The following is a 22,972-nucleotide window of genomic DNA, read 5'->3' as shown; positions in this document are numbered from 1 at the left end:
TACCACGTCCTGGACCCACTGAGGGGACGTCACCGGGGAAGTTCCGCGTGGATCCGGGTCGGCCCGCCGGTCGGGCTGGCCACCTCCAGGGTCCCGCCGGCGGCCCGGACCCGGTCGGCGATGCCGCTCAGCCCGTGCCCCTTGGCCAGGTGGGCGCCGCCGATCCCGTCGTCTGCGACGGTGATCTCCAGCCGGCCGACCTTCCGGGTCACCTCGACCCGGCAGGCGGCGGCCCGGCTGTGCTTGGCCACGTTGGTCAGCGCCTCGGCCACCACGAAGTAGGCGGTGCTCTCCAGCCCTGGGTCGAGCCGCCCGGCGGCGGTGCCCAGCTCGTCGTCGATCACCAGCTCGGTGGGGACCAGGGCGCGGGCGGCCAGCGCGGCCAGCGCGCTGGGCAGGCCCCGGTCGACCAGGATCGGCGGGGCGATGCCCCGGGACAGGGCGCGCAGCTCGTCGAGGGTGTCCCGGGTCTGGCTGACCGCCTCGTCCAGGGTCCGGCGGGCCGCCTCCGGGTCGGCGGCGAGCTGCTGGCGGGCCCGGCTGAGGTCCATGGCGAGGCGGACCAGGCGCTGCTGGGGGCCGTCGTGGATGTCCCGCTCCAGCCGGCGCAGGGCGGACGCCTCGGCGGACGCGGCGGCCCGCTTCTGCTCCTCCAGCGTGGTGATCCGCTGCCGCATCTCGGCCACCCCGGTGAGCAGCGAGTACGCCAGGGCGGCCTGGATCCGGGCACACGCCCTGGCCACCAGGGGCAGGGTGAACAGGGCGAACACGCCGATCGCGGTGTTCAGGGCGACCCGCGCCCCGGCCCCGTCGCCCATCCCGAGCAGCTGGCTCAGGTCCTGGTCGTTGGGGCCGCGCGGGATGGCCCAGTCGTACGCGCCGTACAGCGTCCCGGTGAGGGCCAGCGCCCACCAGACCAGCACCACCACGAAGGTGGGCAGGGTCACCAGCAGCCGGACGAAGGCGTGCAGCAGGTCGAGCCAGGACTGCGGGTCGCGCATCGGGGTCAGGACCCGCCGCCAGAAGCCCGCGCCCCGCTCGGGGGCCAGGTAGACCGGGCGGACCCGGGGCTGGCGCAGCACGGCGGGCAGCCGCAGCCGTTCCAGGTCGGCGAGCCCCCGGGCGGCGTACAGGGCGCCGGCGAGGACCGGCAGGCCGAGCGTGGTGACCAGCAACCCGGCGGTGAGCGAGATCCCGGCCACGGCCAGCACGAAGCCGACCAGTGCCAGCGGGAGGCTGAAGAGCACGTAGCCGGAGTCGCGCACGAGTTGGCGGACGAGGCCCCGGACGGGGGTGGTGGGGGTGGGCGCGGCGCCCAGCGGTACGGCGGTCATGCTCCGAGGCTATGGGCCGGGAGCGGCCCGACCCATCCCGTGCGCGGGCCTCTCCGGGGTGGGGTTCTCCCTACCTGCCGGAGTGACTCACGCCTCTTCGCGACGGTGACACAGCGCTACCGGGCGCGCGCGATTGGTCAGAGAAGTCTGGATTGAGCAATAATCGCCACGCGGCGCCGAGGGAGCTCCGTCTATCGATCTTGTTGGAATGGAGGGGCAGGTGGAGGCGCGTCGCGAGCTATCAAGATCGCGATTTGTGCACCTCTTCACAAGCGCCTACTCTGTAGTTCCGACGCGCCCTGCTAGCACAGCCGGCAACATCGGTCGCCAGCGGGAGCCCCGGAACGACCGGTCACCGTCGCTGGTCGAGGATCGCACCGCACGGAGTCTCATGAGTCAGCACCGTCACCCTGGCGCGACCGGCCGCGCCGGTGCCGTACCGGCGCTTCCGGACCTGCCCGAGGCGACCGTCGCGCGGCTCCCGGAATACCTCCGTGCCCTGCACGCGATCGCCGAGACCGGTCACGACACGGTCTCCAGCGAGGGGCTCGCCAACGCCGCCGGGGTCAACTCGGCGAAGCTCCGCAAGGACCTCTCCCACCTCGGCTCGTACGGCACCCGGGGCGTCGGCTACGACGTCACGCTGCTGATCGACCAGATCGAGTCGGTGCTCGGGCTCACCCAGTGCCGCTCGGTCGCGCTGGTCGGCGTGGGTAATCTCGGTCACGCCCTGGCCGGCTACGACGGCTTCGCCAGCCGCGGCTTCCGGATCGCCGCGCTCTTCGACGCGGATCCGTCCCGGGTCGGCGAGGAGATCAACGGGCTGGTCGTCCGGCACGTCGACGAGCTGGGCCGGGTCGCCGTCGAGGAGTCGATCTCGATCGGCGTGATCGCCACCCCCGCCCCGGCCGCCCAGGCGGTCGCCGATCAGCTCGTGGCGGTCGGCGTGACGAGCATCCTCAACTTCGCGCCCTGCGTACTCTCGGTTCCGGAGGGAGTCGACGTGCGCAAGGTCGACCTCGCGATCGAGCTGCAGATCCTGTCCTTCCACGAGCACCGCAAGGCGTCGCTGACCGCGCTCCCCGGCGGGCTCGTGGCGACCGATACCCAGGAGGCGATCGGCACGTGAAACTGCTCGTCGTCGGCGCGTCCTACCGCACCGCCCCCGTCGCTACGCTGGAGCAGCTGGCGGTCCCGCCCGCGGACCTCATCCGCACCCTGGACCGCCTGGTCGCCCAGCCGTACGTGGCCGAGGCCGTGATCGTCTCCACCTGCAACCGCGTCGAGGTCTACGCGGCCGTCTCCGGCTTCCACGGCGGCCTCGGGGACATCTGCGCGGTCCTGGCCGACCAGGCCGGCGCCACGCCGGCAGCGCTCGCCAACCACCTCTACGTGCACTACGACGCCGCCGCCGTGGACCACGTCTTCCGGGTCGCCTCCGGGCTGGACTCGATGGTGGTCGGCGAGGCGCAGATCCTCGGCCAGCTCCGCGACGCGTACCACTCGGCCAGCGGCGCGGACTCGGCCGGCCGGCTGCTGCACGAGCTGATGCAGCAGGCGCTGCGGGTAGGCAAGCGCGCGCACGCCGAGACCAACATCGACCGGGCCGGGCAGAGCGTGGTCACCGCCGCCCTCGACCTGGCTGCCGACCTGCTCGACGGCGACCTGACCGGGCGGCCCGCCATGGTGGTCGGCGCGGGGGCGATGGGCTCGCTGGGCGTGGCCACCCTCTCCCGGCTGGGCGCCGGCCCGCTCACCGTCACCAACCGGGGCGCCGAGCGGGCCGTCCGGCTGGCCGCGTCCTACGGCGCGACCGCCGTGCCGATGACCGAGCTGGTCGACGCGCTCACCACGGTGGACGTCGTGGTGGCCGCCACCGCGGCCACCGAGCCGGTCCTCACCCGCGACGTGGTGACCCGGGCGCTGGCCCGCCGGGACGCCGCCCGGGGCCCGCTGGTCCTGCTCGACCTGGCCGTCCCGCGCGACGTCGAGGAGGGCGTCGCCGCGCTGCCCGGCGTCGAGGTGATCGACATCGACCGGATGGCGGCGATCCTCGCCGACGGCCCGGCCGCCGCCGACGCCGCCGAGGTGGCCCGGATCGTGGCCGGCGAGGTCGAGGCGTTCCTGAGCTGGCTGCGCGGCGCCGACGTGGCGCCCACCGTGGCGGCCCTGCGCGGGCGCGCCGACGACGTGGTCTCCGCTGAGCTGCGCCGGCTCGCCCAGCGCCGCCCGGACCTCACCGACGACCAGCGCGCCGAGGTGGCCCGCACCGTGCACCGGGTGGTGCAGCGGCTGCTGCACCAGCCGACCGTCCGGGTCCGCCAGCTCGCCGCCGAGCCCGGCGGCGACCAGTACGCCGCCCTGCTGCGCGAGCTGTTCGACCTCGAGGTGCCGCAGCAGACCTCCCCGGTCGACACCGTCCCCGACGTGGTGGAAGCGGAGATCGTCATGCCGGCCGACCCGATCCAGCCCACCGGAGGTGCGCGATGACCGCCCCCCTGCGTCTCGGCACCCGGGGCAGCGCCCTGGCGATGGCCCAGTCCGGCCACGTCGCCGAGGCTCTCACCGCGGCCACCGGCCGCCCGGTCGAGCTCGTCGAGGTGGTGACCGCCGGCGACCGCTCCGCGGCCCCGGTGCACCGGCTCGGCGTCGGCGTCTTCGTCTCCGCGCTGCGGGACGCGCTGGCCGCCCGGGAGATCGACTTCGCCGTCCACTCGTACAAGGACCTGCCCACCGCCGCGGCGCCCGGCCTGCACATCGCCGCCGTGCCGCCCCGGCAGGACCCGCGGGACGCGCTGATCGCCCGCGACGGCCGGACCCTCGCCGAGCTGCCGCCCGGCGCCCGGGTCGGCACCGGCGCGCTGCGCCGCATCGCCCAGCTGCACGCCCTCGGACTGCAGCTGGAGGTCACCCCGATCCGGGGCAACGTCGACACCCGCCTCGGCCGGGTGCTCGGCCCGGACGCCGACCTCGACGCGGTCGTGCTGGCCCGGGCCGGGCTCGCCCGCCTCGGCCGGACCGGCGTGATCACCGAGACGCTCGATCCGATGCTGATGCTGCCCGCGCCCGCCCAGGGCGCGCTGGCGGTGGAGTGCCGGATCGACGATCAGGACCTGGTCGAGCTGCTCGGCGTGCTCGACCACGCACCGTCCCGCGCCGCGGTCGTCGCGGAGCGGGCACTGCTGGCCACCCTGGAGGCCGGGTGCAGCGCGCCCGTCGCCGCCTACGGCGAACTCGCCGAGGGTGACGCCGGTGAGGAGATCTACCTGCGCGGGGCGGTGATCAGCCCGGACGGTACCCGTGACCTCCGGCTGTCCCGCACCGGAACGCCCGCCGACGCGGCGGAGATCGGCAAGGCACTCGCCGCCGAACTCCTCGAACTCGGCGCCGACTCGATCCTCGGCCAAGAAGGACACACCGGCCCGGGGACCCAGCAATTTGGGAGCACAGAATGACCCGCACCCGTAAGCCCGTAGGCCGGATCGCGTTCGTCGGGGCCGGCCCCGGCGACCCGGGCCTGCTGACCCGCCGGGCGGTGGACGCCCTGGTCGAGGCCGACCAGGTGGTGTACGACCGGGGAGTCCCCGAGTCGTTGCTCGAGTACGTCCGCGCCCAGGCCAGGCCCGACGCCGAGTTCAGCCCCGCCGAGGGCGTGCCGGGGGATGTGGCGAAGGTGCTGATCTCCGCGGCCCGGTCCGGCCAGAACGCCGTGCACCTGGTCGCCGGCGACCCGTTCGGCCACGACTCGGTGGTCAAGGAGGTGCAGGCGGTGGCGCGTACCGCCGCGCACTTCGAGGTGGTGCCGGGCGTCGGCCAGGCCGAGGGCGTGGCCACCTACGCCGGCGTGCCGCTGCCCGGGGTGCGTACCGCCGCCGACGTCGAGGACGTCACCACGCTCGACTTCGACGCGCTGGCCGCCGCCGTGGTCCGGGGCTCGCTGGCGATCGCGGTGGACGCCGGTGACCTGGCCGCCATCCGGGACGGCCTGCTGGCCGCCGGGGTGGACGGCGCCACCGCCGTCGGGGTGACCGGCGACGGCACCGGCGAGACGCAGTACACCACCACGTCGACCGTGGACTCCTTCGTCGCGGCGGCGCTCGGCTTCACCGGCCGCGTCGTGCTCACCGTCGGCGCGGGCGTCTCCGACCGCGACAAGCTGAGCTGGTGGGAGAACCGGCCGCTGTACGGCTGGAAGGTGCTCGTCCCCCGCACCAAGGAGCAGGCCGGCGCGATGAGCGCGCGGCTGCGCGCGTACGGGGCGATCCCGTGCGAGGTGCCGACCATCGCGGTCGAGCCGCCGCGCACCCCGGCCCAGATGGAGCGGGCGGTCAAGGGCCTGGTCGACGGCCGGTACGCCTGGGTGATCTTCACCTCGGTGAACGCGGTCCGGGCGGTCTGGGAGAAGTTCGCCGAGCACGGTCTGGACGCCCGCCACTTCGGCGGCGTCAAGATCGCCTGCATCGGCGAGGCCACCGCCGAGGCGGTCCGCGCCTTCGGCATCCAGCCGGAGCTGATCCCCTCCGGGGAGCAGTCCTCCGAGGGCCTGCTGGCCGAGTTCTCGCCGCACGACGAGATCCTCGACCCGGTCGGCCGGGTGCTGCTGCCGCGCGCCGACATCGCCACCGAGACCCTGGCCGCCGGGCTCACCGAGCGGGGCTGGGAGGTCGACGACGTGACCGCGTACCGGACCGTCCGGGCCGCGCCGCCGCCCGCCGAGATCCGCGACGCGATCAAGTCGGGCGGGTTCGACGCGGTGCTCTTCACCTCGTCCTCGACCGTCCGGAACCTGGTCGGAATCGCCGGGAAGCCCCACGCGCGTACCGTTGTTGCCGTCATCGGGCCCAAGACGGCGGAGACCGCCACGGAGTTCGGCCTGCGGGTCGACGTGCAGCCGCCGCACGCCTCGGTGCCCGATCTGGTGGAGGCGCTCGCCGCCTACGCCGTCGAGCTGCGCGAGAAGCTCGCCGCCATGCCGGCCAAGCAGCGCCGCGGCTCGAAGGTGCAGGGCCCGACCGCCCTGAGGTTCCGCTGACAGGAGGCCCCCCATGTCGTACCCCGAGATCCGGCCCCGCCGGCTGCGCCGTAACGCGGCCGTGCGGCGGCTGGTCTCCGAGACCCGCGTCGACCCGGCCGAGCTGGTCGTGCCGATGTTCGTCAAGGAGGGGCTGACCGAGCCACGGGCCGTGGCGTCGCTCCCGGGGGTGCTCCAGCACTCCCGGGACTCGCTGCGCAAGGCCGCCGTCGAGGCGGTCCAGGCCGGGGTCGGCGGGATCATGCTCTTCGGGGTGCCCGCGGCGCGGGACGAGACCGGGTCGGGCGGCATCGACCCGGACGGCATCCTCAACGTGGCCATCCGGGACGTGATCGCCGAGGTCGGCGACGCCACCGTGGTGATGAGCGACCTCTGCCTGGACGAGTTCACCTCGCACGGGCACTGCGGCCTGCTCACCCCCGACGGCGCCGTGGACAACGACGCCACCCTGGCGGCGTACGCCCGGATGGCGGTCGCCCAGGCCGACGCCGGGGTCCACGTGGTCGGGCCGTCCGGGATGATGGACGGCCAGGTCGGCGTGGTCCGCCGGGCCCTCGACGGCGCCGGGCACCAGGACGTGTCGATCCTCGCGTACGCGGTCAAGTACGCCTCCGCCTTCTTCGGCCCGTTCCGCGACGCCGTCGAGTCGGCCCTGGAGGGCGACCGGAGCACCTACCAGCAGGACCCGGCCAACCTGCGCGAGTCGCTGCGCGAGGTCGAGCTGGACGTCGCCGAGGGCGCCGACATGGTGATGGTCAAGCCGGCCCTGCCCTACCTCGACGTGGTCGCGGCGGTCCGGGCCGCGGTCGACGTCCCGGTCGCCGCCTACCAGGTCTCCGGCGAGTACGCGATGGTCGAGGCGGCCGCCGCGAACGGCTGGATCGACCGCGAGCGGACGATCCTGGAGACGCTCACCTCGATCCGCCGGGCCGGCGCGCAGATCATCCTCACCTACTGGGCGGTCGAGGCGGCCCAGCTGCTCCGCCAACGCTACTGAACGCCGACCGTCACCACCCGGGCCAGCTCCCCGACGGAGTAGACCTTCCGGGGCGGGTCCGGTAGCTGCGCCCAGACCACCCGGATGGTGGTGTCGTCGACCCAGGCGACCCCCCAGATCCCGCCGGACGTCAGGCCCGCGATGGTGTCCGCCGTCCCGATGACCTGGTCGGCCCGGCGCTGCCCGGTCGCGGTGTCGAGGATCGCCACCCGGTACTCCAGCGACCGTTCGGCGACCGGCCGGCGGTAGGGGACCGCCACGAGGGTGCCGTCCGGAGAGAGCCGGATCGACGGCGCGCAGTCGCCGTCCACCGTGGGACGGGACAGCCGGGTCCCGCCGGCCAGCCGCCGTACCTCCAGCCGGCAACGGGTCATGTCCGGCGCGCCCGTCGTTGACACCACCAGGCCCGCCGCCACGTCGGCACCCCGGAAGGGCAGCTCGCCGTCGGCCTTCGCGGCGACGCGGATGAGGGTCCTCTCCCTCCCGGTGGCCAGCTCGTGGGCCACCAGACCCATCCCATCGCGGACCAGGTAGGCGTACCGGGCGTCCGCCCCGACGAGGCTGAGGGCCTGCCCCTTGACCCGGACCTCCCGGCTCACCTGCACCCGGTCCTCCGGCCCGAGCACCATGAGCCGGATCGAGAGGCCCGCCACGTCCGGGCCGTCCGGCCGTCGCACGCCGGGCATGAGGTCGGTGAGCTTGAGACCCACCAGCCGCCCGTCCGGCAGCGGCACGGTCTGCTCCCAGCCGGCGGGGACCCGGTGCCGGACCACCGAGCCGTCGGCGGTCAGCTCGCTCGCGGTGCCGGCGACCAGGCCGATCTCCGGACCGTTCCGCACCGGCCGGACGCTCCCGCCCTCGCCGGAGAGGATCAGGCGTTGCGCGGGCCCGCGCGTGGGCGGCATGGCCGGCCTCGTCCCCGCCGGTCGGACCGACGGCGCGGACACCGGGCCGGCCGCCCGGTCGTCGCGGGCGAGCAGCGGGACGGCACCGCCGGTGAAAGCGACCAGCACCACCAGCCCCGCCACGCCGGTCACGCTCCGGCGGCGACGCCGGGCGCGGGCCCGCCGGCGGATGGTCGCCAGGTCCGCCGGGTGCGGAGCGGTCGCGCGTGCGGCGCGGTGGACCAGCTCGGCAAGGTCCTCGGGTACGACGTCCACGGTCACTCCTCCTCGGCCAGGGCGGCCCGCAGTTCGGCCAGCCCTCGGGAGAGGCGGCTGCGGACGGTGCCCTCGGTCAGGTTCAGCACGGCGGCGGTCTCGGCGGTGGAGAGGTCCAGCAGCACCCGGCAGACGATGACGGTGCGCCGGGCGGCGGGCAGCCGCTCCAGGGCGGACCGGGCGGCCAGCCCGGCCGGGTCCGGGGCGGCCGTCGCCGGGTGCCGGTCCTCGGCCGGCGGCCGTTCCCGGCGCACCTTCCGCCACCAGGAGGTGGCCCAGTTCAGCCCGACCCGGAACACCCAGCCGCCCGGGTTGTCCAGCCGGCGCACCCGGTCCCAGCGGGCGTACGCCCGGGCCATCGCCTCGTCGGTCGCCTCGCGGGCCACCGCGCCGTCCCCGACGGCCAGTGCGAGCGCGCGGTGGACCCGGTCGACGTGGTCCCGGTAGAACTGCTCGAACGGCAGCTCGGCGGGGGGCACGTCGCGGCGCGTCAGCACCGGCGTCCGTGTGGCCGGCGTGGCGGGATGGTTGCCCATGTCAGGTTCACGCCCGAGGGGCCCCGGGCGTTCCCGCCGAATCCACGTGACGGCTCCCGACTTCGTTCGGCGCGGGTCCGGGGCGGCGGTCGCCCGTGCCGGCGGGCAGGCGCCGGCTGGTCAGCCAGGCCAGCGCGAGCAGCACCCCCGACGTCGCCAGCGCGAACCGTACGGCCCGGGCCAGGTCGGCGGCGTACGCCGTCCGGTCGGCGGGCGCGAGCCGGGCGGCGGCGACGAGCCCGTCCTCGCCGAGGCCGGGAGCGAACCGGCCGACCAGCCAGGAGAGCGTGGCGGCGAGCAGTGCCGTGCCCACGGCCACCGCGCTGTTCGACACGGTGGTGAGCAGGGTGCTGCCGGCCGGGATGTCGTCGCGGGCCAGGGCGCGGCTGGCGGCGGCCATGGTGGGCATCAGGGTGGCGCCGGTGCCCAGCCCGGTGACCACCCCGAGCACCGCGAGCAGCGGATAGGAGGTGTCGGCGTCGAGTACCGCCACCCGGGCCGCCGTGCCGGCCAGCGCGGTCGCGATGCCGAGCCCGACCACCAGCCGCGGCGAGACCCGGTCCACCAGCCGGGTGGCGACCTGGAGCATCAGTCCGGTGGCCACCGCCTGCGGGATGCCCAGCGTGCCGGCCAGGGTGGCCGAGTCACCCCGGACCAGCTGCACGTAGGCCGGCAGGATCAGGAACGAGCCGAAGTAGCCGGCGGCGAAGAGCCCCACCGTGGCGGCGCCGGCCGCCATCCCGGGCACCCGCAGCACGGACAGCCGCAGCAGCGGGTGCGGCACCCGACCGGCCCGTGCGACGAACCCGGCCACCAGCACGCCGCCGACCAGGAGCGGCACCAGCACCGGCGCGGTGCGCAGCCCGCCCCGCTCGCCGGTGACGCTGAGCCCGTAGACGGCCAGGGCCAGGCCGGGGCAGAGCAGCAGCAGGCCGGGCAGGTCGAGCCGAGCGGCCGGCCGGGCGTCGGTGGCAGGCAGCATTCGCCGGCCGAGCAGCAGCGCCGCCACCCCGACGGGCAGGTTGATCCAGAAGATCCACCGCCAGGAGGCGTGATCCAGCAGCGCGCCCCCGAGCACCGGCCCGACCAGCGGGCCGACCAGGACCGGCAGCCCGGCCAGGCTCATCATCCGGCCGCGTCGGTCCGGCGGTACGGCGGCCAGCGCGATCGCCATCCCCACCGGGTTGAGCAGGCCGCCGCCGATGCCCTGGACGACCCGGAACGCGATCAGCGGGCCGACCGCCCAGGCGCACCCGGCCAGCAGCGAGCCGGCGGTGAACAGGGCCAGCGCGGCCAGGTAGGCCCGGCGGGCGCCGAACCGGCCGGCCACCCAGGCGGCGGCGGGCATCACCGCGACCAGGGCCAGCGCGTACGCGCTGGTGACCCAGCCGATCGTGGCGATGCCGGCGTCGAACTCCTCGACCAGCCGGGGCACGGCGACCACCGTCACGGTGGTGTCGATGACCGCGAGGAGGCCACCGAGGGTCAGGTACCAGCCGAGGCGGTATGCGGTGCGATCCACGTCAGCTCCCGTACGGCCGGTCGCGGCGGGCGGTGCGCAGCGCCTCGCCCCACCAGGCCAGCTCGTCGAGGGTGGCGTCGGCGGCCCGACCCAGCGGCCCGTCGTCGACCAGCCGGCCCTGCCGGTCGAGGCGCTCCCAGGGGGCGGTGAGCACCACCCCGGTGCGGGTGGTGGTGGCGTGCAGTTCGGCGAAGACCAGCCGGAGCTGCTCGACCGCGCGGATCCCGCCGGACCCGGCGCCGTACGAGACGAAGGCGACCGGCTTGGCGGTCCACTCCCGGTGGTGCCAGTCGATGGCGTTCTTCAGCGCGGCCGGGAAGCTGTGGTTGTACTCCGGGGTCACCACCACGAACGCGTCCGCGGCGGCCAGCCGCTCGGCGATCGGGCTGGCCGGGTTGCCGCCGGGCGGGGTGTCGGCGAGCGGGAGTGGCACCTCGGCCAGGTCGACCAGGTCCACCCGGAGGTCGTCGCGGCGGGCGGCCCGGTCGGTGAACCAGTCGGCGATGAGCCGGCCCATCCGGGGCTGGCGGACGCTGCCGACGAGCACGGCGAGGGTGAGCGGGGTCCGGAGTTCTTGCGTCGTCATGCGCTCGACGCTAAAACCGAAACAATTGTTGAAGTCAACCCGCGCGGAGGAGTGACGGTGGGCACGTTCACGGTGGGCGAGGTGGCCCGGGAGAGCGGGGTGAGCGGCTCCGCGATCCGCTTCTACGAGCGGCAGGGCCTCATCGAGGCCACCCGGACCGGCGGCAACCAGCGCCGGTTCGGCTCGGACGCGGCCTGCCGGGTGCGGGTCGCCCGGGTGGCCCAGCGGATCGGCCTCAGCGTCACCGAGATCCGGGATTTGCTCGCCGCCCTGCCGCCCGACCCCGGCCTCGCCGACTGGCAGGCCCTGCACGAGAAACTGACCGGCGAGGCGGAACGCCGGATCCGCGAGCTGCACGTCGCGCTCGACGACATCCGCTCCGGGCGCCGGCTCTGCGAGCTGTGACCCGGGCGGACGGGAACGGCCCGCCGTCCGGCCGGTGAGCCGGGCGACGGGCCGTTTCGCGGGTGCGGCCGTCAGTCGTCGTCGCGGATGGTGCCGACGCCGACCGGGTCGGTGAGCCGGAGCCCCGGCACGCCCGCCACGTACAGCTTGAGCTGCTCGTCCGCCTCGGGCTTCCGGTCACCGCGGACGGTCACCGGGAAGGTCAGCGAGGTCTGGCCGGCGGCCAGGGTCCGGCAGCCCACGTACGGGTCGTAGTCCGACCCGGCCTGCGCCGTGGTGCCGTAGGTGGTGGCGCAGAGCAGGGCCGGCTCCGAGAGCGGGCGGGAGACGGTCACCGTGAACGTCATGGTGCTGTCGCCCTTGTCGCCCTCGGCCACCGCCGCGTCGGAGACGCTCAGCGACGCGCGGGAGCGGAACCGGGCCACCTGCGGGTCGTGGTCGCTGGCCCCCCGGTCGCCCAGGTCCTCGGCGTCGGTGGGGTAGTCGGCGTTGATGTGCGCCGTGCGGACCTGGACGAGGTCCTCGTGCAGCGGGTCGTTGACGAAGAGGTTGTCCAGCGTCTGCGCCTGCCCGTCGTAGGTGTACGAGTAGGCCGCCGCCGGCACGTCCGCCACCAGGTTGTCCCAGAGGTTGTGCAGCCCGGCCTGGTAGAGCGGGGCGAGCTGGTCCGACGGCGTCGGGTTCGCCGCCGTGGCGATCGGGTCGTCCGGGCGCGGGAAGACGTTCAGGTCACCGCCGTAGATCACCCGCGCGTTCGGGTCGGCCGCCTCGACGGCCTGCACCAGCGCCGCCCCGTACGCGGCCTGCTCCCGCCGCTGCCCGACCCGGCTGTCCGGACCGGACGAGAAGTGGTTGGTGGCCGCCCACAGCGTGAAGTGCTCCGCCGAGCCGGGCGCCGCCGCCACGGTGAACTTGGCCAGCTGGACCGCCCGGGTGTAGACGTTGCTGCCGTCCACCCCGGTCGAGCGGTCGACGTCGGCCGGCAGCACGGCGTTGAACCCCTTCGGGTTCTGCACGTCGGCGTTCGACGGCAGGGCCGCCGAGCGGTACTGCACGGTCGGCGCCGAGCCCAGCAGCGGGTCGGTGGCGCTCGCCTCGGCCAGCGTCAGCCGGTCGGTGCGGTAGAGGAACGCAGAGGCGATGCCCCGGGCGTCCGCGCCGGTCCGGTCGTACGCCGCCGCGTAGGCGGGGCCGCCGTTGGCCGCGATGGTCAACGCCAGCTCCTGGATGGTGTCCGGGGCGCCGTCGGCGTTGTTCGTGTCGCCACAGACCAGCTTGCCGTCGGCCACCGCGCAGATGTCCTGGTCCTCGGCCTCCTGTACGAGCACCAGGTCCGGGCTGTGCAGGGCGCCGGTGATCTGCCGCGCCTGCACGCCCAGCTTCTCGGTGTACGCCGCCTCGCTGGCCGGCACGTAGTCGAACGGCGGGCTGACCCCGGTGCAGCCCGAGTTGCCGGCGAAGTCGCAGCCGTCGAACGGGTCGTCCCGGTAGTCGTACAGGTTCTCCACGTTGTAAGTGGCGACCGCGACCTCGCTGTTCCGGTCGGCCGGCAGCGGCGGGTTGTTCTCCGCCGGGTCCGCGCCGCCGGTCAGGGTCAGCTGCTCGGGCTGCACGCTGTACTTGCTGAACGCGTACGAGATGGCGCCGTAGGCGCCCTCGGTCAGCGTGTCGTAGGTGCGGGCCTCGGGCAGCAGCGCGGCCGAGTCCCCGGCGGTCGCCTTCACGCCGCCGGCGCCCAGCAGGATCCGCTGGTAGTTGCCGTTGTCGAACAGCGTGCCCGGGATGTCGTCCAGCGGGTGCGCGTCCCGGAACACCCGACGGGCGTACGGGTCGGACCGCTTCATGATCGGGTCCTCGCGGTCCAGCACGTAGATCTCGGAGTCCAGGGTGGACGCGAAGATGTGCCGCGGGGCGGAGATTCCGCTGCCGGAACGGACCCGCATCCGCTCGCCCTCGTGCCGCTCCCAGAACAGGCCGGCGGCGGCCGCGTCGGCCGGCGGCCGGGCGTCGTCCACCCGCACGGCGCTGTCCACGTCCAGCCCGGAGTCGAGCTTGCGCACCAGCGAGGCGCTGGAGAGCTGGGTCTGGTTGAAGTACTCGGAGACCCGGCCGCGCAGCACCACCTCGTCGCCCACGGTCGGGGCGTAGCCGCCGATCAGCGTGGTGAACGAGCCCATGAAGACGAAGATGCCGTCCGAGGTGAGCGGGTCGCCGTCCTCGGCGCCGGTGCGGCTCTGCAGGTAGAAGCCCCACTGGTCGGCGCCGGCGGAGCTGCGGGTCAGCGACTTCTGGGTGATCACGCCGCGCACGTCGTAGAGCATGGAGCTGGTGCCGTTGCCGCTGGCCGGGGCGAGCGGCGACCGGTCGGTGCGGCCGTCCTCGTCGTCACCGGTGCGGCCCTGCACCTCGCCCACCGACAGCACGGCGGTGGCCTGCACGGTCAGCGTGCAGGTCGCGGTGCCGCCCTCGGCGTCGGTGGAGGTGACGGTGACCGAGTAGGCGCCGGCCGGGAGGCCGGTGGCGGTCAGCGTGGCGGTGGCCGTGCCGCCGACCGCGGCGGCCGGGGTGAACCCGGTACGGCTGATCGAGCCGCTCGCCGGAGTCGGATTGACCGTGGTGACCGCGAGGTCGGTGACGGTGTCGTCGGCGTCGGTGGCGGTGACCTGGCGGGTCGCGGTGGCGCCCGCCTCCAGGGTCAGCGTGCCGCCGCAGGTCAGCGTCGGCGCCTGGTCGACCGGGCCGCCGCCGTCGATGCTGTGGCTGCCCAGCCCGTCGAAGGTGTCGGTGGCGAAGCCGGCCCACTGCACGGCCGGGTCGAACGGGTCCGCCGGGTTGGTGTCGCCGGCGCTCACCGAGGGGAGCCGGCGCAGGGTGTTGTCGGCCGTGCTGGTGAGCCCGGTGCCCCACTCGCTGCCCGGGTCGATGCCGACCTGGCCGATCGAGTCGACCACGGTCGTGCCCTTGCGCAGCACGATCGCGTCGTCGCCGTTGTAGAGCGAGCCGCCGTAGGTCTGGTCGGCCTGGGCGAGGATCGCCGGCGCGGCCGCCGAGGCGGCGAAGACGAAGACGTCACCCGCGGCGACCGTGCCGGTCAGCGGCACGTTGGTCGACGTGGTGGCGCCGTTGAAGTAGAGCTGGAGCTGGTAGCCGGCGGCGGCCAGGTCGATCGGGGCCCCGGTGCCGTTGTAGAGCTCGACGGCCTTGTTGTTGGACAGGCCCTCGACGTACTCGGAGATGAACAGGTCGGTGGGCGCGGCGCTGGCCGCGGGGGGCGCGATCCCGATGGCCGTGACGGAGACGGCGGCGGTGGTCGCGAGCGCGGCGAAGGTGCGGCGCGGGCGCATGGAGCCTCCACGATGGGTGGACAGGAACTAACGCACGTTAAGTGCCCTTCCGGTCCGCCGTCCATCCCCCGAGCAGCCGTTTGGTGAATATCTGTCAGCGCGGGCTGTCGAGCCGGTGCACCAGCTCGGCCACGTCGACGCTGTATTCGCACCAGTCCCGGTCGGGGCGGTAGCCCAGCTCGGCGTTGACCTTCAGCATCGCCTCGTTGGCCTGCGCGTTCCAGGTCTGCACCTCGGCCAGCTCCGGCTCGGCGGAGCGCAGCTCCAGCAGCATCCGGGCCTTGATGGCCCGGTCGATCCCGTAGCCCCGGTGGTCCCGGACCACGATCGTGTCGTACTGGTCGGCCCGGGTCGGGTGCTGCGCCGGCACCACCACCTCGGTCAGCCCGGCCACCTCGCCGGTCTGCTCGTGCCGGGCCAGCACGATGTACGGCTTCATGCCCCGCCGGTGCAGCGTGTCGAGGCTGTCCCGCAGCCGCTCCGGGTCGTAGGAGCTGGGCCGCAGCTCACCGTCGTCCACGTCGCGCACCTCGGCCTTGGCCCGCGCGTACGCCTCGATCAGGTCGTCCGGCGGCCCGCCCGGGCAGAACTCGACGTGGTAGCCGGCGCCCACCTCGGTGGCCATCTCGGCCAGCGCCGGCCACTCGACCGCGCCCAGGTCGAGCACGCTGCGGGTCTCGACGTATTCCCGGGCGAAGCCCAGCGCCTCGTAGAACGCCACGGCCGGGGTGCCGCCGACCACCTCCACGCCGATCGACTGGAAGCCCTCGTCCCAGACCCGGCGGGCGGCCACCCGCACCAGCTCACGGCCCAGCCGGCCGCGCCGGACATTCGGGTGCACCAGCACCTCCAGCACGCCGATGCCGCCGAGGAGCAGCACGTTGATGTGACCGAGCATCGGCCCGGGGGTGCCGTCGGCGGCGGGGTCGGCCTCGGCGACCCAGGAGATCCGGCGTTCACCCGGCATCACCTCGGAGAGGTACTCCCGCAGGGAGTTCTCCCGCCAGGGCGGATCCTGCGGCAGGTCGGCCGCCAACACCGCGTTCAGCGTGTCCAGCAGCGACGCTATCTCGGCGGACGACGCGGTCCGAGGGTCCCACTCGCGCACCATCACCCGTCTAGCTTGCCGTCAACGGCAGCCCGGGGGAAGGGTCTGGTCCGCGAATGTATGCGACCGGTCACGTCACGTACCGCTTAGCCGCCCGTACTCGTCGGCCTTGTCGAAGACGTCCTGGGCGTAGCGGCGTACATCGTTGTAGGAGAGGATGGCGCCCCACCAGTCGCCCGGGATGGTCATGTTCCGGCCGCCCTTGCAGAGGTAACGGCCGGCGGCCAGGGCCGCGTCGTCGATGTCGTGCGGGTTCTTGACGCCGTCGTTGTCGGCGTCCGCGCCGATCTCCTGCCAGGTGCTCGGGATGAACTGCATCGGGCCGAGCGCCTTGTCGTAGACCCGGTCGTGGTCGAGCTGCCCCTGGTCGGTGTCGAGGATCCGGGACCGGCCGCCCTGCCCGTCCAGCGGGGCGCCGAGGATCTCCGGGGCGGCGACCCCGTCGGGCCGGAGGGAGGACTTGTCGTGCGACCCGTGCCCGGACTCGACGTAGCCGATCGCGGCCAGCGTGGTCCAGCTCAGCTGGCAGCTGCGGTTCGTCTGGGCGAGCACCAGCTCGGCGTAGCCGTACGCCTGCATGGCGACCGGCGGGATGTGGGTCGTCGCGCTGACCCGTTGCGCCCAGTCGGCCAGCGCGTCGGCCGGGCGGCCGGGGACCGCCGTGCCGACGATCGGACCCGTCGGCGTGCCGCCGGGCGTCGCCGTGCCGGTCGGGCCGAAGGTGCCCGGCACCCCGGTCGCGCCGGGGCCGACCGGCACGCCGGTCGCCCCGGGCACGACGCCGGCCTGGGGGACGCCCTGGGCCGGGGCGTTCGTGGTGGCGTCGACGGCCACCGGCTGCGGCTTGCGGATCGCCGTGGGCACCAGCAGCGCGCCGGCCGCGGCGGTGGCCGCGACCAGGACGAGCAGGAACAGGCCGGGCAGGGTGGTGCGCCCACTCGGCCGGCGCGACCAGGCGCGGGTGGCCCGGGCCGCGCCGACGGCGAGTTGCCGGGGCGGTGGCACCCGGACCGCGTGCGCGAACGGCACCCGCCGCCGTCGGCCGGCCACCGGCTTCGTAGTCGGTGTGGCCTCCGCGCCAGCCAGCGCCGCCTTCGGCTCGGCCGGCTCCGCCTGCGTCTTCGGCTCGGCCGGCTCCGGCTTCGGCTCGACCGCCTCGGTCTTCGGGTCGACCGCCTCGGTCTTCGGATCGGCCGCCTTCGTCTCGGGCTCGGCCGGCTCCGGCTTCGGGTCGGCTGCCTTCGTCTTGGGCTCGGCCACGTCCGGCTTCGGGTCGGCCCTGGGGTCGCCGGCCGGGTCGGATGCCGCGTCGCGGCGGGGGCGGGGAACGGGGCCGGCGCCGCCGTCGGGCGGCGCGGCCGGTCGCAGGGGCCGAACCGTCGATCGCTGCTCGCCGTCCACCACCCGTCGAGTATCACCCATGGCGGCCGAGGCGTCAGGTCCGGCCGTACGCTGGTGGCATGCCCCGCTACGAGTTTCGCTGCCGCGCCTGCGGCGACACCTTCGAGGTCAACCGCCCGATGGCCCAGGCCGGTCAGCCGGCATCCTGCCCGCAGGGACACGCCGACACGGTGAAGCTGCTCTCCACCGTCGCGGTCACCGGCCGGGGCGGGTCCGGCCCGGTCGGCGGGGCGTCCACACCGGCCGGTGGCGGCTGCTGCGGCGGCGCCTGCGGCTGCTGACGGCCGGTAGGCCCTCGGCCCGCCGGTCTACCCGGCTTGCCGCCCGTGTGATCCTTTGGCACCTTGGGTCGGAATCTGCCCGGCCGTTCTCACGATGCGTGACCGCGTGACCATAGGGCAGCATGAAGCCGACGTCACGGGGCGGAGGTTCCACGCATGTCGCCACGGATCGACCTCCCGAGCGGATGGGTGACCTTCGTCTTCACCGACATCGAGGGCTCCACCCGCCTGGCCCAGCTGCTCGGCCCGGGCTACCGCCCGGTGCTGCGGGAACACCGCCGGCTGCTGCGCCACACGCTGGCCGGCACCGACGGGGCGGAGCTGCTGACCGAGGGCGACTCGTTCTTCCTCGCCTTCCCGGACGCGGCCACGGCGGTGCAGGCCTGCCTCACCGCGCAACGCGCGCTGGCCGGCCACGACTGGCCCACCCCGGAGGCCGCGCCCCGGGTCCGGATGGGCCTGCACACCGGCTACGCCGAACCCCGCGACGGCGAGTACGCCAGCCCCGAGGTGCACCGGGCGGCCCGGGTGGCCGCCGCCGCCCACGGCGGACAGGTGCTCTGCTCGGCCGCGACCGCCCGGCACGCCGACCCGCTGCCCGACGGGGCGTCCCTGTTGGACCTCGGGCTGCACCGGCTGCGCGGCTTCGACGACCGGGAACGGTTGTTCCAGCTCGTCGCGCCCGGCCTGGAGCGGAGCTTCCCGCGGCCGCGTACCGCCGACGCGGTGGCGCACAACCTGCCCACCCAGGTCACCTCGTTCGTCGGCCGGCAGGCCGAGCGGGCCGAGCTGCGGCGGCTGGTCGAGACGTACCGGCTGGTGACCGTGCTGGGCGCGGGCGGGGCGGGCAAGACCCGGCTGGCGGTGGAGCTGGCCTCCGGGGTGGTCGAGGCGTATCCGGACGGGGTGTGGTTCGTCGACGTCGCCGCGGTGACCGACCCGGGGCTGGTGGCGTTCGAGATCGCCGCCGTGCTCGGGCTCCGCCCGGAACCGGGCCGCCCCATGGTGGACACCCTGGTCGAGTACGCGGCGGCGCGGCGGATGCTGGTCGTGCTGGACACCTGCGACGCCCAGCCGGCCGCCTCGGCCGAGGTGATCGCCCGGCTGCTGGCCGGTGGCCGGGGCGTGCGGGTGCTGGCCACCAGCCGCGAGTCGTTCGGCGTGCCCGGCGAGGCGGTGTGGCGGATCCCGCCGCTCTCGGTGGACCCGGGCCCGGACGGCGGGGAGAGCGACGCGGTGGCCCTGCTGCTGGACCGCACCACGGCGGCCCGGGGTGGCCGGGCGCCCGAACCCGCCGAGCAGGCCGACCTGCGCCGGGTGGTCCGCCGGCTGGACGGACTGCCGCTCGCCATCGAGCTGGCCGCCGCGCGGCTGCGGGTGCTCTCGGTGGGGCAGCTCGCCGAGCGCCTCGACGACATGCTGGGCACCCTGGACGCCGGGCGGGAGGAGCTGGAGCAGTCCCCGGTGGAGGCCGGCTGGACCGGCAACCAGCAGGACACCGTCGACCTGGTGGCCGCCGCGACCGGGGCCGCTCCGGCCACCCCGGCGAGCCGGGCGGTGCAGCGCTCGGCGAACGAGCGGCACCTGACCATGCAGGCCACGGTCACCTGGTCGTACCGGACGCTGGGGGTGCGCTCGGCCCGGCTGCTGCGCTGGCTGGCCGTCTTCGCCGGTCCGGTGGACCTGCCGACCGTGCAGTGGCTGCTCGACGACGACCCGCTCGACCCGCTGTCGGTGCTGGTGGACAAGTCGATGGTGCTGGCCGAGCCGCACGCCTCGGGCAGCACCTACCGGATGCTGGACCCGATCCGGGCGTACGCGGCCCGGCGGCTGATCGAGGCGGGCGAGGAGCAGACCGCCCGGGACCGGCACGTCGCCTGGTCCCGGCACGCCCTGGAGCGCGCCCACCTGGGCCCGGACGGTCGCCCGGTCACCCTCTCCCTGTTCGCGCTCGACCCGCTCGCCGGGGAGTTGCGCGCCGCGCTGCGCTGGTGCGCCACCGGCGGCAGCGCCCGGTCGGGGCTGCGGCTGGCCGGGGGGCTGGACCAGTGGTGGCGGGAGCGGGGGCTGGCCCGGGAGGGGCGGCTCTGGCTGTTCCGGCTCTACGGCCGGATCGCGGAGACCGGGGAGCCGATCCCGGAGGCCGAGCTGGCGGCGGCGTACCACATGCACTCGTTGCACGCCGGGGCGGACGGCGAGTTCGCCGAGGAGCTGCGCTACTCGCAGCGGGCCGAGGCGGCCGCCCGGCAGGCCGGCGACCTGGGGCTGCTCGCCCGGGTGCTGGCGGGCCGGGCCGCGCCGCTGGTCGACATGGGACAGTTCGTCGAGGCGGAACGGGTCTGCCGGGAGGTGATCGACTGGGCGCACGCCCAGGACGTGGTCTCCGACGCGCTGCTCGCCGTCTACAACCTCGCCGAGCTGCTGTGGCGCCGGGGCGCGCTGGACGAGGCGGCCGAGGTGCTCGGCGCGGCTCGCCCGGTCGAGGCGGCGCGCCCGGTGGAGCGGGGCCGCCGGTCGGTGGACATGCTGCTCGGCCTGGTGGCGCTGGCCCGGGGCGACCTGGTGGCCGCGCACGAGCACCTGTTGGTGTCGCTCCGGTCCCGGATGAGCCACGGCTACCTGGGCCGGGCCTGCGACACGTTGAACGCGATCGCGGTGCGCTGCGCACTGGGCGGGGAGCCGGTGACCGCGGCCCGGATCTTCGGCGCGGCCCAGGCCACCCGGGCCAGCCTGCGCGCCACCCCAGGCATCTACGGCCCCTACTGGCTGGCCCGCCAGGCCGAGCTGCGGCGCGCCCTCGGCGACGCCGCGTTCGACGCCGCCTACGCCACCGGCGCCGCCCTTCCCCTGGAGGAGGCCGCCGCCCTGGCCCTCGACCTCGAACACCCCGACCTGGCCGTGCCGAATTCCCCCCGCTTCACCGCCCCCGCCCCGCGCCGCTCCACCGCGAGTTGACCAAGAGGTTCGCGTCGTGATCCGGGCCTCCGGCGACGCGAACCTCTTGATCGACGACGTGGGGCGGGGCGGGGGAGGGGGCAGGGGTCAGCGGAGGCTGGCGCGGCGTTCGGCGTCGGACTTGATGCGGGCGGCGCGGTCGAGGTCGGCCTGCTGGACGGCGGCGACCGAGCCGAAGACGCTGACCGCCTGGTAGTAGGTCCAGGCCAGGCTGTAGCAGGCGGGCCGGACCACGGCGTTGTAGGTGGCGCAGACCCGCTTCAGGTCCTCGTAGAAGGCGCTGTCCAGCCGGGACTTGTTGGCCGAGAACCGGCCCATCGCCTTGTAGTTGCGGTAGCCGAAGTCGTGCCGGTAGCAGGAGAGGCTGAAGTTGAAGCCGAGCGGGTTGTCCGGGCTGGACGAGCAGTAGTCGGTCGACCAGTTGAAGGCGTACTCGGTCCAGGCGGCCTTGTTCAGCCGGGCGGAGTTCCAGGCGTTGTAGCTGGTGGCGCTGGTCTGGGTCCAGCTGGAGAGCACGGCGAGCTTCTGCTCGGTGCTCACCGCGGCGGCGGCGGGGGTGGCCGCGCCGAGGGCGGTGAGCAGGGCGATCGTGCCGGCGGCGAGCAGGGTGGTGAGACGTCGGGACACGGGTACCTCCCCGGGGGTGTGGGGCCAGATGTCGATGATTTTCGATCGACCGCGGGACCCGGGGCGACGCTTCGGGCGACGTGTTGGTGACATGCGTCGAAACAGACGAATGCCTTTGCCTCAGGGGCAGGCGGCCATATACTCGTGTACGAGTAATCGGGCGCGAGGAGGGCACGGTGGCGAAGCGACGTCCGGTCGGCAATCTGCTGGCCCTCGCCGTGCTCGCGGCGCTGGCCGAGCGGCCCCGCCACCCCTACGAGATCGCCGCCGTGCTGAGCCAGCGCGGCAAGGACCAGGACATGCCGATCAAGTGGGGCTCGCTCTACACGGTGGTGGCGAACCTGGAGCGGCACGGCCTGCTGGTGGCGGTGGAGAGCGGGCGGCAGGGGCGGCGCCCGGAGCGCACCGTCTACCGGATCACCGACGCCGGGCGCGCGGAGCTCGTCGACTGGACCCGGGAGCTGGTCGCCGTCCCGGAGCGGGAGCAGCCCCGGTTCGAGGCCGGCCTGTCGGTGCTCGGCGTCCTCGGGCCCGACGAGGCGATCGAGCTGCTGCGGCAGCGCCTCGACCGGCTGGAGGAACAGCTCGCCGCGCAGCGGGCCGCGCTGGCCGGGCACGCCCGGGCGGTGCCCCGGATCTTCCTCATCGAGGCCGAGTACGACCTGGCCGTCCGGGAGGCCGAGGCGACCTGGTTGCGCGGCCTGCTCGACGAGCTGACCACCGGCGCGCTGCCGGGCGTGGCCGAGTGGCGGGCCTGGCACGAGACGGGCGCGGTGCCGCCCGAGTGGGCGGACCTGGCGGAGAGGGGGACCGAGCCGCACTGACAGTGGACCCCGGCGGGGGTGCGGGAACACCACCGCCGGGGTCCTGACCTGCGAATCGAGACCGCGGGAACGGCAACCCGGCCGCAAGGTGGCAACCGCAACGATAACCGGGCTCCCGTCCCCGGGTCGGTTCGTGCCCGCACGATCCGAGACGGAGGAAGACATGAGCACGAAGGACCTGCACCCGCCGAAGCGCAAGCTGCTGCCCGAGATGGAAGGGGCGACCGCCCGCTGGTACGCCCGCAACCGCGGCTCCGCCGCACAGCTGGCCGAATACCGGCGGCAGGCCGCCCGGCTGGTCGAGGGGCTGCCCGCCGGGGCGGCGGTGCTGGAGGTGGCGCCCGGCCCCGGCTACCTGGCGATCGAGCTGGCCCGGCTGGGGGCGTACCGGGTCACCGGGCTGGACGTCAGCCGGACGTTCGTGGAGCTGGCGGGGGAGGCCGCCCGGCGCGCCGGGGTCGAGGTGACCTTCCGCCAGGGCGACGTGCACGAGCTGCCCTTCCCGGCGGACTCGTTCGACCTGGTGGTCTGCCAGGCGGCGTTCAAGAACTTCGTCCGCCCGGTCCGGGCGCTGGACGATCTGCACCGGGTGCTCCGGCCGGGCGGCCGCGCGGTGATCCACGACCTGCGGGCGGACGCCTCGGCCGCGGACATCGAGCGGGAGGTGGCCCGGATGGGGCTGCGCGGGCTGGACGCCTTCTGGACCCGCTCGGCGCTGCGGATGCTGCGCCGGCGCGCGGTCACCGCCGACGCCTTCGCCCGGCTCGCCGCCGAGAGCGCCTTCGGCGGCGCCGAGGTGGACCGGGACGGGTTGATCGGGTTGGAGGTGCGGCTGCACCGGGCCGGCTGAGCACGGCGAC

The 22,972-nt window shown here is 74.9% G+C and carries 19 protein-coding genes; 10 read left to right on the top strand and 9 right to left on the bottom strand.

Annotation, left to right across the window (positions count from 1 at the left end):
• Positions 1-29: 29 nt before the first annotated feature.
• Positions 30-1,334 carry a sensor histidine kinase gene (locus tag AC0OLQ_RS33060; protein ID WP_484529398.1) on the bottom strand — a complete coding sequence of 435 codons (1,305 nt, stop codon included), beginning with the start codon at positions 1,332-1,334 and terminating at the stop codon, positions 30-32.
• Positions 1,335-1,725: 391 nt separating this feature from the next.
• On the opposite strand from AC0OLQ_RS33060, the gene AC0OLQ_RS33055 reads away from it, so the two are divergent.
• From AC0OLQ_RS33055 to hemB, 5 genes are read left to right on the top strand one after another with little or no spacing between them, the layout of a single operon-like run.
• The gene (locus tag AC0OLQ_RS33055; RefSeq protein WP_484529397.1) at positions 1,726-2,463 is read left to right on the top strand and encodes a redox-sensing transcriptional repressor Rex; all 738 of its coding nucleotides are present in this window, start codon (positions 1,726-1,728) and stop codon (positions 2,461-2,463) included.
• Positions 2,460-3,824 (top strand): glutamyl-tRNA reductase, encoded by a 1,365-nt coding sequence (locus AC0OLQ_RS33050; protein WP_484529396.1) that lies wholly within the window; start codon positions 2,460-2,462, stop codon positions 3,822-3,824. The genes AC0OLQ_RS33055 and AC0OLQ_RS33050 overlap by 4 nt, the downstream gene beginning before the upstream one ends.
• Positions 3,821-4,789, top strand: coding sequence for a hydroxymethylbilane synthase (gene hemC, locus AC0OLQ_RS33045; RefSeq protein WP_357334628.1), 969 nt, complete (start codon positions 3,821-3,823; stop codon positions 4,787-4,789). The genes AC0OLQ_RS33050 and hemC overlap by 4 nt, the downstream gene beginning before the upstream one ends.
• The gene (locus AC0OLQ_RS33040) at positions 4,786-6,366 is read left to right on the top strand and encodes a bifunctional uroporphyrinogen-III C-methyltransferase/uroporphyrinogen-III synthase (RefSeq protein ID WP_484529395.1); all 1,581 of its coding nucleotides are present in this window, start codon (positions 4,786-4,788) and stop codon (positions 6,364-6,366) included. The genes hemC and AC0OLQ_RS33040 overlap by 4 nt, the downstream gene beginning before the upstream one ends.
• Before the next feature lie 13 nt (positions 6,367-6,379).
• Positions 6,380-7,363 (top strand): porphobilinogen synthase, encoded by a 984-nt coding sequence (gene hemB, locus AC0OLQ_RS33035; protein WP_357334633.1) that lies wholly within the window; start codon positions 6,380-6,382, stop codon positions 7,361-7,363.
• Here the strand turns inward: hemB and AC0OLQ_RS33030 are convergent.
• From AC0OLQ_RS33030 to AC0OLQ_RS33015, 4 genes are read right to left on the bottom strand one after another with little or no spacing between them, the layout of a single operon-like run.
• Positions 7,357-8,523, bottom strand: a complete 1,167-nt coding sequence (locus AC0OLQ_RS33030; RefSeq protein ID WP_484529394.1) for a hypothetical protein — start codon at positions 8,521-8,523, stop codon at positions 7,357-7,359. The genes hemB and AC0OLQ_RS33030 overlap by 7 nt on opposite strands.
• Positions 8,524-8,525: 2 nt before the next feature.
• A complete protein-coding gene (locus AC0OLQ_RS33025) occupies positions 8,526-9,020 on the bottom strand; it encodes an RNA polymerase sigma factor (protein ID WP_484529393.1) in 495 nt (164 codons plus the stop codon).
• Positions 9,021-9,066: 46 nt separating this feature from the next.
• Positions 9,067-10,581 (bottom strand): DHA2 family efflux MFS transporter permease subunit, encoded by a 1,515-nt coding sequence (locus AC0OLQ_RS33020; RefSeq protein ID WP_484529392.1) that lies wholly within the window; start codon positions 10,579-10,581, stop codon positions 9,067-9,069.
• Position 10,582: 1 nt separating this feature from the next.
• Positions 10,583-11,167, bottom strand: coding sequence for an NADPH-dependent FMN reductase (locus AC0OLQ_RS33015; RefSeq protein ID WP_484529391.1), 585 nt, complete (start codon positions 11,165-11,167; stop codon positions 10,583-10,585).
• 57 nt (positions 11,168-11,224) lie between these two features.
• Here AC0OLQ_RS33015 and AC0OLQ_RS33010 point away from each other — a divergent pair, with 57 nt between their 5' ends.
• Positions 11,225-11,572 carry a MerR family transcriptional regulator gene (locus AC0OLQ_RS33010; RefSeq protein ID WP_484529390.1) on the top strand — a complete coding sequence of 116 codons (348 nt, stop codon included), beginning with the start codon at positions 11,225-11,227 and terminating at the stop codon, positions 11,570-11,572.
• A 71-nt stretch (positions 11,573-11,643) separates the two neighbouring features.
• Here the strand turns inward: AC0OLQ_RS33010 and AC0OLQ_RS33005 are convergent, their stop codons facing one another.
• From AC0OLQ_RS33005 to AC0OLQ_RS32995, 3 genes are all read right to left on the bottom strand, one after another.
• Positions 11,644-14,916, bottom strand: coding sequence for a lamin tail domain-containing protein (locus AC0OLQ_RS33005; RefSeq protein WP_484529389.1), 3,273 nt, complete (start codon positions 14,914-14,916; stop codon positions 11,644-11,646).
• Between the two features lie 94 nt (positions 14,917-15,010).
• Positions 15,011-16,027 (bottom strand): GNAT family N-acetyltransferase, encoded by a 1,017-nt coding sequence (locus tag AC0OLQ_RS33000; protein ID WP_484532497.1) that lies wholly within the window; start codon positions 16,025-16,027, stop codon positions 15,011-15,013.
• Positions 16,028-16,099: 72 nt separating this feature from the next.
• The gene (locus tag AC0OLQ_RS32995) at positions 16,100-17,446 is read right to left on the bottom strand and encodes a lytic transglycosylase domain-containing protein (RefSeq protein ID WP_484529388.1); all 1,347 of its coding nucleotides are present in this window, start codon (positions 17,444-17,446) and stop codon (positions 16,100-16,102) included.
• Between the two features lie 38 nt (positions 17,447-17,484).
• Here AC0OLQ_RS32995 and AC0OLQ_RS32990 point away from each other — a divergent pair, with 38 nt between their 5' ends.
• Together AC0OLQ_RS32990 and AC0OLQ_RS32985 are read left to right on the top strand one after the other, a co-directional pair.
• Entirely contained in the window at positions 17,485-17,706 is a 222-nt protein-coding gene (locus AC0OLQ_RS32990; protein ID WP_484529387.1) for an FmdB family zinc ribbon protein, read from the top strand.
• 156 nt (positions 17,707-17,862) lie between these two features.
• Entirely contained in the window at positions 17,863-20,661 is a 2,799-nt protein-coding gene (locus tag AC0OLQ_RS32985) for an ATP-binding protein (protein WP_484529386.1), read from the top strand.
• An 87-nt stretch (positions 20,662-20,748) separates the two neighbouring features.
• Here AC0OLQ_RS32985 and AC0OLQ_RS32980 read toward each other — a convergent pair whose 3' ends face one another.
• Positions 20,749-21,288: a phospholipase gene (locus tag AC0OLQ_RS32980; RefSeq protein ID WP_484529385.1), complete on the bottom strand. Its 540-nt coding sequence runs from the start codon at positions 21,286-21,288 to the stop codon at positions 20,749-20,751.
• 176 nt (positions 21,289-21,464) lie between these two features.
• Between AC0OLQ_RS32980 and AC0OLQ_RS32975 the strand changes: the two genes are divergently transcribed.
• Both AC0OLQ_RS32975 and AC0OLQ_RS32970 read left to right on the top strand, forming a co-directional pair.
• Entirely contained in the window at positions 21,465-22,112 is a 648-nt protein-coding gene (locus AC0OLQ_RS32975; RefSeq protein ID WP_484529384.1) for a PadR family transcriptional regulator, read from the top strand.
• A gap of 163 nt (positions 22,113-22,275) precedes the next feature.
• Positions 22,276-22,962 carry a class I SAM-dependent methyltransferase gene (locus tag AC0OLQ_RS32970; protein ID WP_484529383.1) on the top strand — a complete coding sequence of 229 codons (687 nt, stop codon included), beginning with the start codon at positions 22,276-22,278 and terminating at the stop codon, positions 22,960-22,962.
• Positions 22,963-22,972 lie beyond the last annotated feature (10 nt).

It is taken from the genome of Micromonospora sp. Utrum1, from assembly GCF_057197805.1.
The sequence above is the reverse complement of the archived record's forward strand: the minus strand, read 5'-3'. Positions and strand labels throughout refer to the sequence as shown.